Source organism: Paenibacillus pasadenensis DSM 19293 (assembly GCF_000422485.1).
Taxonomy (GTDB): Bacteria; Bacillota; Bacilli; order Paenibacillales; family Paenibacillaceae; genus Paenibacillus_O; species Paenibacillus_O pasadenensis.
This window is the reverse complement of sequence record NZ_KE383847.1, coordinates 364,098-379,073: the sequence shown is the minus strand read 5'-3', so window position 1 is coordinate 379,073 and position 14,976 is coordinate 364,098. Positions and strand designations below refer to the sequence as shown.

Below are 14,976 nucleotides of genomic sequence, written 5' to 3'. Positions count from 1 at the left end.
CCTTTAGGGAGTTCGGTTTCCGAGCTACGGCGCTTCCTAATGCCGTTTTTACCTTTAGGGAGTGCGGTATCCTCGGCTGCGGGGCATTCCTTTTACCCGTGGCGCCCGTGCAGCAGCCGCAGCTCCTGCGCCGCATGCACCGCCTGCAGCCGCGAGGCGACGCCGAGCTTGCCGTACAGCCGCGACAGGTAGACCCGGACGGTGCCCGGCGTCAAGCCGAGGCTGTCCGCGATCTCGCGGTTGGCGGCGCCTTCGGCCAAATGGCGGAGCAGGATCAGCTCCTGCTCCGTCAGCCGCTCCGCCAGCGGCGCAGCCGCCTCCAGCACGCGCGGCGGAGCATAGTCGAACGCGCCCAGCAGCCGCTCGACGTAGCCGCTCCCCGGCGCGTCCCCGCCGGCCGTGCCTCTCGTGCCGGCCCGGAATGCGGCGAGCAGCTTGCGCATCGGCGCGCCTTCGGCGACGAACAGCCGGACGTAGCCGTTCGCTTCCCCGATCTCCAGCGCCTGCCCGAGCGCCCGCAGCGCCTCCTCCCGGCGGCCTCTGCCCTGCTCCGCGAGCGCCCGCAGCGCAGCGGTCTCGGCCAGCCCGGAGACAAGCCCCTCCCGCCGCTGCAGCCGCTCCAGCGAGTCCAGCAGCAGGAGCGCCTGCTCCAGCTTGCGCTGGCTCAGCAGCAGACGGACCAGCGTCATGAGCTCGTACTCGCGATGGTACGCCGCCGGCTCCTTGCCGGGAAGGCCGAGCGAGGCGAGCGCCCTTTGGGCCGGCGCGGCCTGGCCCGCCTGCAGCAGCAGCCGCGCCCGCGCCGCGATGAGGCCTGCCTGCCACTGGGGCTCCAGCGCCGTCTCCAGCCGCTCGGCGGCAAGCAGCTCCTCCAGGGCGGAGTCCAGCTTGCCCTCGGCGGCATGAAGCTGGGCCTGCAGGATGGCCGCCGGCACCGCGAGGCCGGCGGTCCGGTGCGCGGAGCGGTCCAGCAGCACGCCGGCCAGCATCGACCGGCACTCTTCCAGCCGATTCCACTCGAAGTATCCCTCGGCCAGCGCCAGCCTCACGTACAGGCTCACCTGGCTGCCGCCCCATCCGCCTTCCTCCAGCATCCCCGCGAACTGGCGGCCGATCGCCTCCGTATCGGAGCTCAGCACGCCCTTCATCCCGATGTCCGCCCGCCGCACCTGCGGCTCGGAGCGGTTGAAGTCGACGTTGAAATACATCCCCTCCGCCGGCAGCAGCTCGCGGCCCGCGCGGTCGGCCAGCTGCTGCCACAGCTCGAAGCGTCCGCCGAAGAAGATGCGGTTGGACTCGACGAACAGCAGCCCGCTGTTCAGACGGCTCCGCTCCTCGCCCGGCTCGAGGCTCTCCGCGATGCGCCGCGCGCCGTCCATCGCCGCTCCGGCGGCCTCGAAGCGTCCGCCGACAGCGAGCAGAAAGGCCCGCATCAGCTGCTGCTCCGCGGTCAGCTCGCGCAGTCCGGACAGCCGCTCCAGCAAGCCGAGGAGGCTGCGGGCGTCTCCCTTTTCCAGCGCCTGCGCGGCAAAAGCATCGAGCTTGTCCGAGCTCCACTCGCCGTCGCCCGCGCTCAGCGCGCAGCCGATCGCTTCCGCCGCGAGCCCGCGCCGATCCAGCTCGAGGGCGCAGCGATGCAGCGCGTCCCGCCGGCTCGGCTCGGCGAGCTCCGGCCGCCGCAGCAGGAAGCTGCGGAACAGGGCATGGTAGCGATGCCACCCGTCCGCTCCAGCCGGCAGCAGGAACAGGCTGTCGCGCCGCACGCGGCCGAGCAGCGCCTCCGCCTCTTCGCGGCCGCAGCCGGCGGCGGCCCCGGCCAGCTCCGCATCGATCCGCTCCGGCAGCGCCGACAGCAGCAGGAACCGCTTCAGCTCGCCCGGCAAGCGGCCGTACGCTTCTTCCATGAGGAATTCCGCCAGCTCCTCCCCGCCGGCCTCGCGGCCGAGCGATGCCGCGCCGGACAGCCCCGACAGCTGGAGTCCGGCCGCCCATCCTTCCGTCGCCTGATGCAGGCGGAGCTGCTGGGCCGGAGTGAACGAGCCGGGAAATGCCGCATCCAGGTACAACCCCGCCTCCTCCTCGGTGAAAGCGAGCTCGGCGGCCGTCAGGTCGAGCCGCTTGCCTTCGGCCGCCCATCTGGAGCCCCCGACGCGCAGCGCCGATCGGCCCGCCGTCACGACGCCTACGCCCGGCGGCAAGTAGCGGAGCCAGTAGGCCAGCTGCTCCTGGATGCCCGGCTCCCGGATGTGGTGGAAATCGTCCAGCACCAAGGCGAGGCGGCCTCCCGCCTCCGCCAGTTCGCCGGTGAGCGCGTCGAGGAAAGCGGCGGCCGACAGCGAGGACAGCGCCGAGCTGAGCGGCAGGCTGCGGCGCAGCGAATCCGGCGGGAGCGCCTGTTCGAGCGCGCAAGCGACAAGCCGCCAGAAGCGGGGCACGTCGTCGTCCGCCTCGTCGAGCGACAGCCAGGCGACCGGGCGTCCGGCCTGCTCCGCCCACTGGCGGAGCAGCGTCGTCTTGCCGTAGCCGGCCGGCGCGGCGACGGTCATGAGCCGGCAGGAGGATCCTTCCTCCAGCATCCGGACCAAGCGGGGGCGGGCCGTCAGCCCTCCGAGGCCGCCTGCCGGCAGCGTGATTTTGGCCAGCGGCGGCCGCCAGCCTGTTCGATCATCCATGGGTACCTCCTGAGCGGGTAGCATTCTTTCTTTCCTATATCGCCATTTCGGCCGCAGCCGTTAACATCCGTCAATCGCCGCTTTGCCGGCGGCGGGCTAGAATGGAGCGTCAGACCGAGAAAGGGGATCATCCAGCCATGACAAAGAAACGAATCGCAGGGCTCGCCGCTGCGGCGCTGCTGACCGTCGGCCTCATCCTGACGCTTGCGGCGGACCGGACCGGGCTGCTCCGGAAAGCCAACTTGCCGCCCGAAGTCAGGCTGCTCCAAGCCGGCGCCGCAGCGGCGGGGAGCGCGATCGATCGCGCTGCGGAGAGCCAGTCGGCAGGCCGTGATGCCAGCGACGCAGAAGCCGGCGCCCGGGCCGATCGGACAACGAGCCGAGACGCCGCCGGCGCGCTGCGTTTGCAGGAAGACCAGCCGCCGCCGGCGGTGCCGGCCGTCGGATTCACCGATCCCGATGCGGCGGCGGACCGTTATGCCGTGGCGCTGTCCGCCCGGTTCGGAACGCTGGAAGCCGGCCGCGCGGAGGAGCTGACGCTGATCGGCGGCGCTCCGAATACCGGCCATATGGAATGGACGGGCAGCTCGTCCGCCCTGCACCGCATGCTCGCCTCGCTCCGCTATGAGCCGCTGCCCGACGCCTACGGCCGCGACCGGATCGACATCCGCGTCGTCGACAGCGGCAGCCGGAGCTCCGCCCGTCCGGCCCGCGGAGAGGCCTCGATCCCGATCGTCATCGAGCCGGTCAACGACGCCCCGCTCTTCGAGCCCGGCCCTTCGGTCCGCACGACGGCAGGCAGCGGTCCGCAGCGGATGCCGGGCTGGAGCGCGCCGCTGCAGGCCGGACCGGATTCCGAGCGCCAGACGCTCTGGGTGACGATCGAGACCGACCGGCCCGAGCTGTTCCGCTCGGGCCCGGCGCTGGAGGCGGACGGCACGCTGAGCTTCGAGCCCGCATCCGGCGCGGGCGGCTCCGCCTCCGTGACCGTCCAGGTCCGCGACGACGGCGGCACGAGCCGCGGCGGCAGCAACGCGGCGGGCGGGTCGTTCGAGGTCGCCGTCGAGGCGGAGCTCCGCTGAGCGGCGGCTCGAGGCGGGCGGCGGATCGGAAGCCCGCCCGCGCGCGAACGCATCGCCCGGCTCGGCACGGCCGGCCCTGCGCCAGGCGCGACGGATGCAAAACAGGACGAAGCGGTCCGGTTCCGCTTCGTCCTGTGGAGAGAAGAGATTCGTCCTAATTCGATTGAGCTCCCGTCCAGCGCAAGCCTTTCGGGAAATGATTCTTCAGCTGGCCGTCCGCCAGCTTGCCCCAGCCGATCGGATGGCCGGAAGCGAGCACGAGCTGCCAGCCCTTCGCTCCGCCCGCCGCGATCGCCTCGCCCCGCAGGTAGGCCGCCAGCTCCGGCGAGCCGAGCGGCAGCTCGGCGGCCTGCCGCGCCTGCCCCGGCTTCAGCGCGAGCGCCAGCGCATGGGAAGGCTCGAAGCGGTTCTTCTTGAGCGTGCCCAGATGCAGGCCCGGCCGCAGCACCTTCAGCCCCGCAAGCTCCGGCATGCCTTCCGGCAGGGCATACAGCTGGTCGCCGAACAGGAGCGGCAGCCCCAGCGGCAGCTCGGCAAGCGTCTCTTCCGCGAAGCGCAGAAAAGGCTCGGGCAGCTTGTCCCGCCGCAGGCCCGTCTCCAGCTTCAGCTTGCGTCTGCCCGCCGGCGCATCGTCCGCCTTGCGCAGCACCGCGGCGTAATGGCCTTCGCCTCGCACCTGGTGGGGCCAGATGCGCACCGTATGCTCCAGTCCCGGCGCGGGATCGGCGGTCCAGTCCGGCCGGCCGCTTCCGAAGCCCCCGTATCGCTGCGCGGCCGCGACGGAGAACTCCGGGTGCTCCCGCAGGAAGCGGCTGACGGCGCCTTCATTTTCCTCCGGGGCGAACGTGCAGGTGGAGTAGACGAGCGTGCCGCCGGGACGCAGCATGAGCGCCGCATGGCGCAGGATGTCGTCCTGCCTCGCCGCGCACAGCCGCACATGGTCCGGGCTCCACTGCCCGCAGGCGTCCGGGTCCTTGCGGAACATGCCCTCGCCGGAGCACGGGGCGTCCACGACGATCCGGTCGAAGAAGGCCGGGAAGCGCGGCGACAGCCGGTCCGGCAGCTCGCTCGTCACGACCGCGTGCGGAACGCCCATGCGCTCCACGTTCTGCGACAGGATCTTCGCGCGCGCCGGATGCGGCTCGTTGGAGACGAGCAGCCCCTCGCCCCGCATCAGCTGGGCCAGATGCGTCGTCTTGCCGCCGGGCGCGGCGCACAGGTCGAGCACGCGCTCGCCCGGCCGCGGCGCGGCCAGCTCGGCGACGGCCATCGCGCTCGGCTCCTGGATGTAATAGAGGCCCGCCTCATGCCACGGATGCCGGCCCGGCCGGTCCTCGTCGCCATCGTAATAAAAGCCCGCCGGAGCCCAAGGCACCGGCTCCAGCCCGAACGGCTGGACGGCGAGGAACGCCTCGGCCGCAAGCTTGAGCGTGTTGACGCGCAGCGCCTGCGCCCGCGGCTGCTCGTAGCTGCCGCGGAACGCCTCGTAGTCTTCTTGCAGAAGGTCCTTCATGCGCGATTCGAAGGAAGCCGGGAGTTTCATCTTCATTCACCTCGGGGTCGGTTCCTGGCGGCAAGCCGCCGGAAAAAACTACGACCCATTCTACCGGGCGGGCTCCCTTGGCGCAAGGCCGGATCGGCGCATCCCTGTCCCGGGCCTCAAGGCCGCTTGGGCTGGACCGCCTGCATCGCCTCGAGCATCGCGTGGAAATGAGCGACATAGGCCGCGGCCGAGAAGCGCTCGCGGATGCGGCGCTCGCCCTGGATGCGGATGCTTTCCCGATAGGCGACGTCCTTCATGAGGCGGTAGGCTCCGGCAGCCGCCGCGCCGATGTCGCCGAGCGGATACAGCTCTCCGGTATGTCCCGCCGCGATGAACCGCGTCACCCCGCCGGAATCGGTGGCCAGCACCGGGCAGCGGCAGAGCATCGCCTCCGCGACCGCGTAGCCGAACCCTTCGCGGATCGAGCAGGAGACGAGCGCGCCGCCCGAATCGCCGATCAGGCTGAGGTAATCGGCCATCTGCGAGTGCGGCACGTTGGAGCGCAGCGTCAGCCGCCTCGCGACGGGCGAACCCTGGCGCCACTGGTCGAACGTTCGGCGCTCGGCCGGATCGTACAGGCTCGCGTCCTCGAACATCCACAGCTCCAGCTGCGGGAACGCCGGCACGAGCGCCTCCGCGATCGCGGCGAACTCGCGCCAGTTCTTGTTGGGCTCGATCCGCCCGATCCAGCCGAGGATCGGATACGGCACGATCGGGAAGCGCGAGTAGCCGAAGCTTTCCGTGTCGAGCGGATCGTCGAAGCAGAACTGCGGCAGCTCGGGATAGGCGCCGCCGAACATCGCCTGCAGATGGCCCGTGACGGGGTACAGCAGGCCGTCCGCGCAGAAGGGCAGCACGCTGCCGTAGTCGCGCAGGAATTCCTCGGCCTGCTGCGGCGTGCCGAGGCCTTGGACCTCGAAGACGAGGCGGCCGGCGTAGCCGCTGAGGCGGATCTGCTCCAGCAGGACGACATGCGAGCAGACGACGATCATGTCGTAGCCCTCCCGGCGGATGAGCTCCAGGATGTCCGCGGATTCCTGGTAGACGAGCACGGTCGCGCCGCCCGCGTTCTGCAGGCCGCTGCCTCCGTTCGTATAAAGGACGTGGCAGTCGACGCCGCTTGCGGCGAGCGCCCGGGAGCGGATGCGGTTGAGCGTCTCCATGCCCCCGCTCGGCGTCGAAAAGACGAGCAGCAGCTTCATCGTCCTCCGCCTCCATGCAGGCGGGTTGTTGTCGCGAGCTGGTGGACCATCTGGCCCGCACCTCCAGTGGCAGGAAAAGTTGCTGCCAGTATATGCTCGGCTGCGGACCGCCCGTGCGGGTGAACGCGAGGCGCAAGCGCCTGTACGGCGCTGCGGCGCCGGAGCCGGAGGGCTGCGGTGCCGGAGCCGGAGGGCTGCGGAAAGAGCCGCTTCCCTGGCGCTTCCTCCGGCGGAGGCTTCCCGCAGCAGCAAAAAGGCGGCCGGATGCTAGATCCGCCGCCTCTCCTGGACGACCGCGCCAGGATGCACGGTCAGCTCCTCCGTATATTCGACCAGGCCGATCTCGCAGCCCTCGCCCACCGTCACGCTCCCTCCGCGCACCGCCTCCGCGCGGACATGCTCCAGCCGGACGACGGCTCCCTCGATGCGGCGTACGGACAGGCTGGCGTGCCGGGCCGGACGGAAAAACACGCCGATCATCCGCGTCCAACGGCCCGGACGGCTCACTTCGATGCGGCCGCCGGTCAGCTCGCCGATGGTCGAGTCGCCGTACAGCTGCAGCTCGAAGCTGCCGGCGTCCAGCCTGCCCTGCACCGCGGCCTTGCCGCGCAGCTGAATCTCCGAAGCGTCGCAGCTCATCGCCTGCAGCTCTCCGCTGAGGCGCAGGCAATCCGCATGCAGCCGCTCCTGAACCGTAATCGAGCCCGACCCGGTCAGCTCCCGGATCGAAGCGGCGTCGCGGGAAGACAGCTCTCCCGTCAGCCGCAAGCGGCCGATCGACAGCCCTTCTGCCGCGATCGTGCCGGTGACGCTCGCCTTGAGCGCGTTCAGCTCGCCGTGCACGCGCATCGTGCCGGTTACGGCCAGCTGCACGCAGTCGAGGCTGCCGTGCACGACGGCATCGCCGAGCACGCGCGCTTTCGCATAGCTGCCGCCGCCGGATACGCCGGTCCCGGTGAGGGACAGACGGCGCGCAGCGGAATGAATTTTCGCCGCCATGCGGCATCCCTCCTTTCCTAGGCCAGACGGGCCTCGCTGCCGACGCGGGCGTCCGCATGCCGCTCGAGCCGTTCCGCATACTCGACCCGGCCGATGTCGCAGCCGGCGCCGATCCGCACCCTCGCTCCGCGCACGAGGCTCGCCGTCACATGCTCCAGAAAGATATCCTCGCCCTCGATCGTGTGCGCCATCAGGCGGTTCTGGACGACCGGCAGCGGCAGCAGCTTCTGCCAGCCCTGCAAGCCGTCGCTCGGAGCCGAGGCTTGGATGAAGCGGGCCGACAGCTCGCGGATGCTGCTGGTGCCGCGGAGCTCCAGCCGAGCCTCGTCGCCGCTCAGCGCGTCGAGCTGGAGCTTGCCGTGCGACAGCAGGCGGCCGATCCGGCACGGTCCGTGCACCGTGAGGCTGCCGTTCACCGTCGCCTCTTCCGCCTCAAGCGATTCCTCCACCGTCAGCTTGCCCTCCACGCGGCACTTGTCCGCCCGCAGCCCGCCGTCGATTCCCGCCAAGCCGTTGATGTCCGCGCTTGCGGCCCGGACCGAGCCCTTGAACGTCGCCTGACCGTTCACGATCACCTTGCCGCTGTCCAGGTCCCCCGTCACCTTGCCCATGCCGTCGATGGTCGTGCGGTCCGCCTTGCCGCCGTCTACCATGCCGATGCCCGCCAGCCGTATTTCCCTGCCCGTATCGTACTCCATATGAAATTCTCCCTTCCTTGGACGGATATGAGCTCAGCTTATCACGCGGTCGGCAGCCGGACATCGGCCCGCAGGCGGAGCCGGAAGTCGGGCAGAGGACGGGGGCTCGCGGGAGACGGCGGCTACGCCTTCGGATAATCGCGCCGTTCCCCGCCCCTGCTTTGGACCGATTCCTCCAGCCGCTTCAGCAGCGGCTCGCGAATCCGAGGCTCCACCCCCAGCTGATCCATGGCCCTTCTGACATCAAGCTCGATGGGAGCTTTTTTGTTGCGGATGCAGCTCATTTCCCAGGTCCTCCTTCCCCTTTTCCCCCTCTTCCCGGTCAAGCCCTTATTCTACAAAAACGTCCGTTATTTCCCTTTCGGATCACTTTTATCGCTATGAAGTAAAGCGGCAAGAAGGAGGAAAAGGCCCATCCGAAGAGGATGGGCCTTGGAAGGGGGGGAGGGCTCGGTTCAGACCAGAGCCGCATAGCTTCCCGTATGCAGGAAATAGAGGCCGATCTCCTTGATCCGAAGTCCGAACTCCTGCTCCAGCACGTCCCGGTAGGCTTCCACCTGAGGACGGTAGAACGCGGCGAACAGCCCCTCCTGCGCAGGCTCGTGCACATCGGTCTTGAAGTCGACGACGACCCATCCGTCGTCTTCCTCGAACAGGAAGTCGACGATGCCCTTGAGGTGGAGGTCCGGGAGGACGGAGTCCGCTTGGAGCGGCACCGTTCCGCCGACAGAGGAAAGCGGGGACGCGGAAGCGCCGCTCCGCACCGCGCGCAGCTGCAGCTCATGCACGCGCCTGCGGGCCGCCGCGGCACGCTGCCAAAGCGGATGCGCCAGCACCTCGGCAAGCATCGCGCGCACATCCGGCAGCAGCCGCTCGGCCATGCCCTCCTCCGCTGCGACGAGCCGGATGCTCGGCTCCAGCTCCGCCAGCGGACTGCCGGAGCCGAGCAGCTCGAGGCAGCGGTGCACCGTGCTGCCGAACGCCATGCCGCGCCCCTCGGACGGCCGCGGCGGCTGCAGCCGGCCCGACTTGGCCAGCTCGGTCACGGATGCGGAGCGGTACGTCGGCGCGGCGAGCCGGGCAAGCCGCTCGGCCGCCTCTCGCGCATCCGCCGCCGCGTCATGGACGCCGTCATAGCGCTCCCGCTCCGCCGGCAGCAGCTCGGGAACGTCCAGCTCGCGCGCATCCCTCAGGCTGCTCTCGAACGGACTCCACGGATTGACGGCCGGCCGGTCCTCCGTCCAGCTGACGACAAGCAGCTGCTTCGCGCGCGTCGCGGCGACATAGAGGAGCCGCTCCTTTTCCGCCAGCAGGAACTCCCGCTCCCGCGCGGCCAGGTCCTTCCATCCGGGCGGATGCGCGATCATCTCGTCCTTGTAGCTGCCGGGAGAGCGGCGCGTGATCGCGAAGTACCCCCGCGCCTTGCCGCCGCTGCGGTCCACATGCTCCGTCGCGTCATGGTCGTATTCGCCCGCCGGGCAGGCGAGCAGCACGACCGGCGCCTCCAGCCCCTTGGCCTTGTGCAGGTTCATGACGCGCACGGCGCTGCGGCGGCCGGCATAGAGCTCGCCGCATTCGGCGCCGGCCTCGGAGGCGAGCGCCTCCAGCCGCCGCGCCAGCGCCGGCCAGCTGCCGCAGGCGAGCGGATCTTCCTGCAGGGCGTGCAGCACCGAGACGAGCGTGCCCGCCCGCATCGTGCCGGACGGCAGCGAAGCCGCGAGCGGCAGCAGGCCGAGCTGCTCCGCGATGGCCATGAGGGCGCCGAGCGCGGACGGCGAAGCGCGCACGATGTCCGCCCAGCCGGCGGCCATGCCGAGCGCGAGCCGGACCGGCCTCGCCTCTGCAGACACTTCACGCAGCTCCGGCAAGCCGCGCAGGCGCAGCGCATGGCCCTCCATCCGGTAGTGGTACAAAGCGCTGTCGCTGACGCTGAGCAGCGGCCTCTTGAGCGCCGCGAGCAGCCCGATCCGGTCTTCCGGATCGTTCAGCGCCCGGGCCAGCAGCGCCAGCGCCGCCAGCTCGCCGCAGCGGGCGGCGCTGCCCGAGGTGACGGACGGGACGCCGTACCGCTCCAGAATCTCCGCATACAGCTGGATGAACTCCCGTTTCTTGAGCAGCAATAGAAAGTCGCCCGGCTCCGCCGGCCGCAAGCGCCACGCCCCGTCCGCCTCCCGCTCCTGCAGGAGCAGGTTGCCGTCCCGGCACGCCCAGGCTACGTAGCGGGCCAGCCGGTCCGCGTCCTCGCGTGCCGCCGCTTCCTTGCCGCCGGGCAGCTTCGGAATCGTCGCCGTCACGACGCCATGCGCCGCGCGCCGCCGGTCTGCCGGATCCGGCGCCGTCGTCTCCATCGGCACGAACGACGCCTGGCGATCCGTCTCCGTCCGCGGGAATCGCGAGTTGAACTCATAGTTGACGAACGCCCCGAGCGAACGCGCCGAACGGAAGTTGGAGCCGAGCCGCAGCACGTCTCCGCAGGCTGCGATGCGCTGCTTGACGGCGTTGTAGATGGAGATGTCCGCCCGGCGGAAGCGGTAGATGGACTGCTTCGGATCGCCGACGACGAACAGCGAGCCCGGCCGCGGCACCGCCAGCCGCCAGTCGGACTGGGCGGAATCGGAGCCCGTGAGCAGGAACATCAGCTCCGCCTGGATCGGATCCGTGTCCTGGAATTCGTCGATCAGCAGCCGCGTATAGCGTTCCGAGAAAAAGCTCCGGACCTCCGGATGCTCGCGCAGCAGCCGCGCTGCCCGCAGCAGCAGGTCCTGGAAGTCCAGCTCGCCCCGCTCGGCGCGCAGCCGAGCCGCATGCTCCACCGCGGGCAGCACGAAGGAGATCGCCTGCGGATACAGGTGCTCGCGCCAGCTCTGCAAGAAAGGCTGCAGCACATCACGCTGCCACTCCAGGAAGCGCTCGCCGAGCTCCTTCGCTTTCGTCTTGTCCGTCCAGCGGTTCTGCGTCACGACGAGCTTGCGGTCGAACCGCTGCGCCAGATCGAGCAGCCGCAGCTCCTCCTCCATGCCGTGCAGGCGGAGCAGGCGGCGGCCGTCCCGCACCGCCTCCTGCAGCGCGTCCCAGCCCTTGTCCGGCTGCGCCGAAGGCAGATAGGCCGCGGCTTCGTCCAGCAGCGGCGGCAGCGACAGCCGGATCCGATCGAAGTCGGGACGCGGGACCTCTTCCAGCGCGATTTCGACATCCCGATAGCCGTTGGCCCGAACGTACACCTGCCGCAGATCCTCGACGTGGAGGCCGAGCGGCTCCATCGCTTCCAGCAGCTCGGGATGGAGCAGCAGGTAGTCGTCCCAGGCGGCATGGAGCAGCGTCTCCGCCTCTTCCTCCTCCAGCTCCCGGAACTGCGGATCCAGCCCCGCCTCGATCGGCCGCTCCCGCAGCAGCCGCCCGCAAAAGGAGTGGATCGTCGCCATCGTGCAGCGATCGGCGTCCTGCAGCGCTTGCCGCAGCCGCTGCCGCGGCTCGCCGTCCGTCTCCCGGATGCGCCGCTCCAGCGCCAGCCGGAAGCGGGCGCGCAGCTCGTCCGCGGCCTTGCGCGTGAACGTGATCGCCGCGATCTGCTCCGCCCGCGCCGCGCCGGTCTCGATCAGGCTCAGCATGCGGCCGACGAGCGAGGTCGTCTTGCCCGAGCCCGCCCCCGCCTCCACGAGCAGCGTCGTCTCCAGATCCGTGCGGATCCGCTCGCGGGCCGACTGGTCGTCAAGCATAGTTCTCCGCCTCCCTCAGCTGCCGGATGAGCGCCTCGTTGTCCGGCAGCTGCTTTTTCGCGCGCGCCGTCTCGGCCTCGCGCCCGCACGCCTCCCGATAGTCGCACCAGCCGCATGCCCGCTCGTCGGCCGGCAGCGCGGGGAACGCCCCTGCCTCGATCGACGAGAGCAGCAGTCCCGTCAGCTCCGCCAGCTCCCCGCGACGGTCCTGCGTCCGGCTGATCTCCTTGCCCAGTCCCCGCTCCGTCGGGAAACAGTACGCCGACTCCACCACGACCGCCTCCGGGTCGATGCCCGTCCGCCGCAAGTACTGCTCCGCCGCCACGGCGTAGAGCGCGTGCTGCAGCTGTCGGCCGCCGGCGAAATAGCCGTTCTCGTCGTACTTGCGGGGATTGCCGGTCTTGTAGTCGTAAATCTTGTACCGATGAGGCGCAAGCTGGTCGATGCGGTCGATGAAGCCCTTCACTCGCATCGTCAGGCCGCTGGCCAGCACGACCGGCATCGGCTCCCCGTCCTGCTGCAGCTCCAGCTCGAAAAACTTCGGCCGGCCCGCGCGCCCCTGCTCGCTCCGATAGAACACCGCGGCATCGCGGCGGATCGCCTCGCTCTCCTTGGCCCGGATCGCCGGACTCGGCGCCGGCACCGCGGCTTGGAACTCCCGCAGCACCTGCTCCGTCAGCCGTCCGAGCAGCGCCTCGTCATGCGCGAGCGGGCCGCTGCCGGCACGGTCGGCCAGCTCCGCGAGGTACAGCTGGTAGAGCCGATGCAGCAGATCGCCTTTTTGACCGGCGTCGAGCCAGCGCGTGCGGTCGAGCTCCGGCGCGTCCTTGGCGCGGATCTTCAGGATCGTCGAGTAAAAGAAGCGCTTCGGGCAGTCGGCGTACCGCTCCAGCTGCGTCACGCTCAAGTGCCCTTCCTCTCCCGTGCCGTAGCGGATCGGGAAGCGTCCGGTCCGCAGCATGCCCTCGTGCTCGGACAGCCGGTCCTGCGCCGTCGCGCGCGCCGCCTCGAGGCGGGAGGCGACGGACGGATAGGCACGCGCCAGGGCATCGAGGCCGCTTCGCAGCCGGGCAGGCGGCGCATAGCCTGGCAGAGCGGACCCAGGCTCCGCTCCTGCCAGCCGCTGGAGCCAGCGGTCGGCTGCATCGATCGCCGGGCCGCCCGGAGAAGCCTCGTAGCCTGCCGGTCCGCCGAGCCAGCGTTCCAGTCCTCTTCGGTCGAGCTCCGGCTGTCCGCTCACAACCCGCGCCGCCTGCAGCAGCTCGTAGGCGGGCTCGATCTCGGCCTGCGCGCCAGGCTCGCTGCATGACCAGCTGAGCGTCAGCGCCGTCCCCTCGCCCAGCCGTCCGAGCCGCAGCGCCCGCTCCCGCGCCGCGCGCTCCGCCCGTTCGCCCGAAAGCAGCAGCCCGCCGATCGCCGCACGCTCGGAATCAAGCAGCACCGGGTCCTGACGGACGGAGGACGACCAGGCCGAATCGCTCATCCCGAGCAGGAACAGCATCGGACGGCCGCTTTCGGCTCCCGTCGGCAGCGTCGACACATGCAGCTTGCCGGCTTGCGGGCCGGAAGCGCCGATGCGGATGCCGAGCACGAGGCCGCGCACGAACCGCAGCGCCTGCCCGGCGGACAGCTCCGGCAGCGGGACGCGCTCGAGCTCCTGCTCCCGCGCCTGCAGCTCCGCCAGCACGGCGGCGTCTTCTTCCGAGGCGACGACCGCGGCGGCCGCGAGAAAAGCGTTCAGCCCGCGCAGCACCGTCAGCGGCGTCCAGCCGCCCGCCGACGGCTCCGGCAGCCAGGCGAGCAGGTCGCGGAAGACCGCGGCCAGCACGCCGCGCGCCCGTGCCTGCGCCTCGGAGGCGGCCGAGGCGCCAAGCGGGCCGCCATGCGCAGCTGACGGATCCGCGCGCTCCGCCCCGCCCTCGACCGCGAGCCGCTCATAACGCTCGCGGCCCCAGCCGAGCTCCTCCAGCGCTCGCGCCAGCTCGCCGGAGCCGAGCTCTTCCGACCAGGCCCGCAGCGAGATGCTTCCGTGGCGGAGCGCTTGCGCCAGGCTCTCCGCGCCATAGCCGCCGCCAGCCCAGTCGAGCAGCGCCAGCGCCGCCCGCCCTGCGCGGGCTTGCGACACATGCCGTCCTGCCGCATAGGTGGCAGGCAGCCCGAGCGCGTCGCACAGCGACTGCACCGCGCCCTCGCAGCCGCTGTCCGGCGGAATCACGATCTCCGCCCGATCCAGCGGCAGCTCCGCGCCGAGCAGCCGGCGCAGCGCCTCGCGCGCCTCCGCCAGCTTGCCGGCGGCGCGGAACATCGAGATGCCGCCGCGTCCCGCCGCCCTGCCCTCCAGGCAGGCGGGAAAGGCCTCGCAGGCGCCGAGCACATGCATGCCGGAGCCGGCGATCCGCTCCAGCATGCGCCGCTCGACGGGCGCATAGCCGTCGAGCGACGGCACGATGTACAGCTCCTTCGCGCCGCCCGGCGTCCCCGCGTCCCGTCCCTCCGCTGCCCGCCTCCGTGTCTCTGCCGGGTCAGCCGGCTCTCGTCCGGCTGCCTGCGCTCCCGCCTCCGGCAGCAGCTCCAGCAGCCCGGCGAAGTCCTGGCAGCCGCCTGCCTGCAGCGCTTGCTCGTAGCCGGCGAGCAGCTCCCTCATATAGCGGCCCTTGCGCGCGTCGACAAACGCCTCCTCGCGCAGCGCGGCGGACGAGACGCCCGCCAGCCGCAGCTCCTGCACCGCATCGTGAAAAGCCTCGATGATTCCCGGCGTCAGCAGCTCCGGCCCGGCGTACGCATCCGGCGCCTCCGCCAGACGCTGCATCTGCGCCTGCACGAGCCACAGCGTCTCTCCAGACCCGAGCAGCCGGAGGCCGCGAGCCGCCAGCTCCGGCTGCGCCAGCCGCGCCGCCGCGCTGCGCAGCGTGCCCGGCTCCATGCCGAGCAGCGGCCCGGCTTCGGCCGCCGCGCGCGCCAGCCACTGCTCTGCTTGCTGAAATCGGTCTCCCAGCACGATTTTCCGCCGAAACGGATCTCTCCGGGACAGCTCGACCAGCTCCCGGCTCCATCCTCCGCTCAT

The 14,976-nt window shown here is 70.8% G+C and carries 9 protein-coding genes; 1 reads left to right on the top strand and 8 read right to left on the bottom strand.

Annotated features, from left to right (window positions below):
• Window positions 1–92: 92 nt before the first annotated feature.
• Window positions 93–2,672: a winged helix-turn-helix domain-containing protein gene (locus H582_RS0112425; protein ID WP_028598789.1), complete on the bottom strand. Its 2,580-nt coding sequence runs from the start codon at window positions 2,670–2,672 to the stop codon at window positions 93–95.
• 137 nt (window positions 2,673–2,809) lie between these two features.
• On the opposite strand from H582_RS0112425, the gene H582_RS0112420 reads away from it, so the two are divergent.
• Entirely contained in the window at window positions 2,810–3,754 is a 945-nt protein-coding gene (locus H582_RS0112420; protein WP_028598788.1) for an Ig-like domain-containing protein, read from the top strand.
• A 154-nt stretch (window positions 3,755–3,908) separates the two neighbouring features.
• On the opposite strand, the gene H582_RS0112415 is transcribed toward H582_RS0112420, so the two are convergent.
• From H582_RS0112415 to H582_RS0112385, 7 genes are all read right to left on the bottom strand, one after another.
• Complete coding sequence (locus H582_RS0112415) at window positions 3,909–5,303, bottom strand: RsmF rRNA methyltransferase first C-terminal domain-containing protein (RefSeq protein ID WP_240479011.1); 1,395 nt, start codon at window positions 5,301–5,303, stop codon at window positions 3,909–3,911.
• Between the two features lie 110 nt (window positions 5,304–5,413).
• On the bottom strand, window positions 5,414–6,499 hold the full coding sequence (locus tag H582_RS0112410) for a glycosyltransferase family 4 protein (RefSeq protein WP_028598786.1): 1,086 nt from the start codon (window positions 6,497–6,499) through the stop codon (window positions 5,414–5,416).
• Between the two features lie 267 nt (window positions 6,500–6,766).
• Window positions 6,767–7,498, bottom strand: coding sequence for a hypothetical protein (locus tag H582_RS0112405; RefSeq protein ID WP_028598785.1), 732 nt, complete (start codon window positions 7,496–7,498; stop codon window positions 6,767–6,769).
• Between the two features lie 17 nt (window positions 7,499–7,515).
• Entirely contained in the window at window positions 7,516–8,196 is a 681-nt protein-coding gene (locus tag H582_RS0112400; RefSeq protein WP_028598784.1) for a bactofilin family protein, read from the bottom strand.
• A gap of 122 nt (window positions 8,197–8,318) precedes the next feature.
• Window positions 8,319–8,480 (bottom strand): hypothetical protein, encoded by a 162-nt coding sequence (locus H582_RS31900; RefSeq protein ID WP_156876709.1) that lies wholly within the window; start codon window positions 8,478–8,480, stop codon window positions 8,319–8,321.
• Window positions 8,481–8,651: 171 nt separating this feature from the next.
• On the bottom strand, window positions 8,652–11,912 hold the full coding sequence (locus tag H582_RS0112390) for a UvrD-helicase domain-containing protein (protein ID WP_028598783.1): 3,261 nt from the start codon (window positions 11,910–11,912) through the stop codon (window positions 8,652–8,654).
• On the bottom strand, window positions 11,905–14,976 hold the full coding sequence (locus tag H582_RS0112385; protein WP_028598782.1) for a PD-(D/E)XK nuclease family protein: 3,072 nt from the start codon (window positions 14,974–14,976) through the stop codon (window positions 11,905–11,907). Before H582_RS0112385 ends, H582_RS0112390 begins: the two co-directional genes overlap by 8 nt.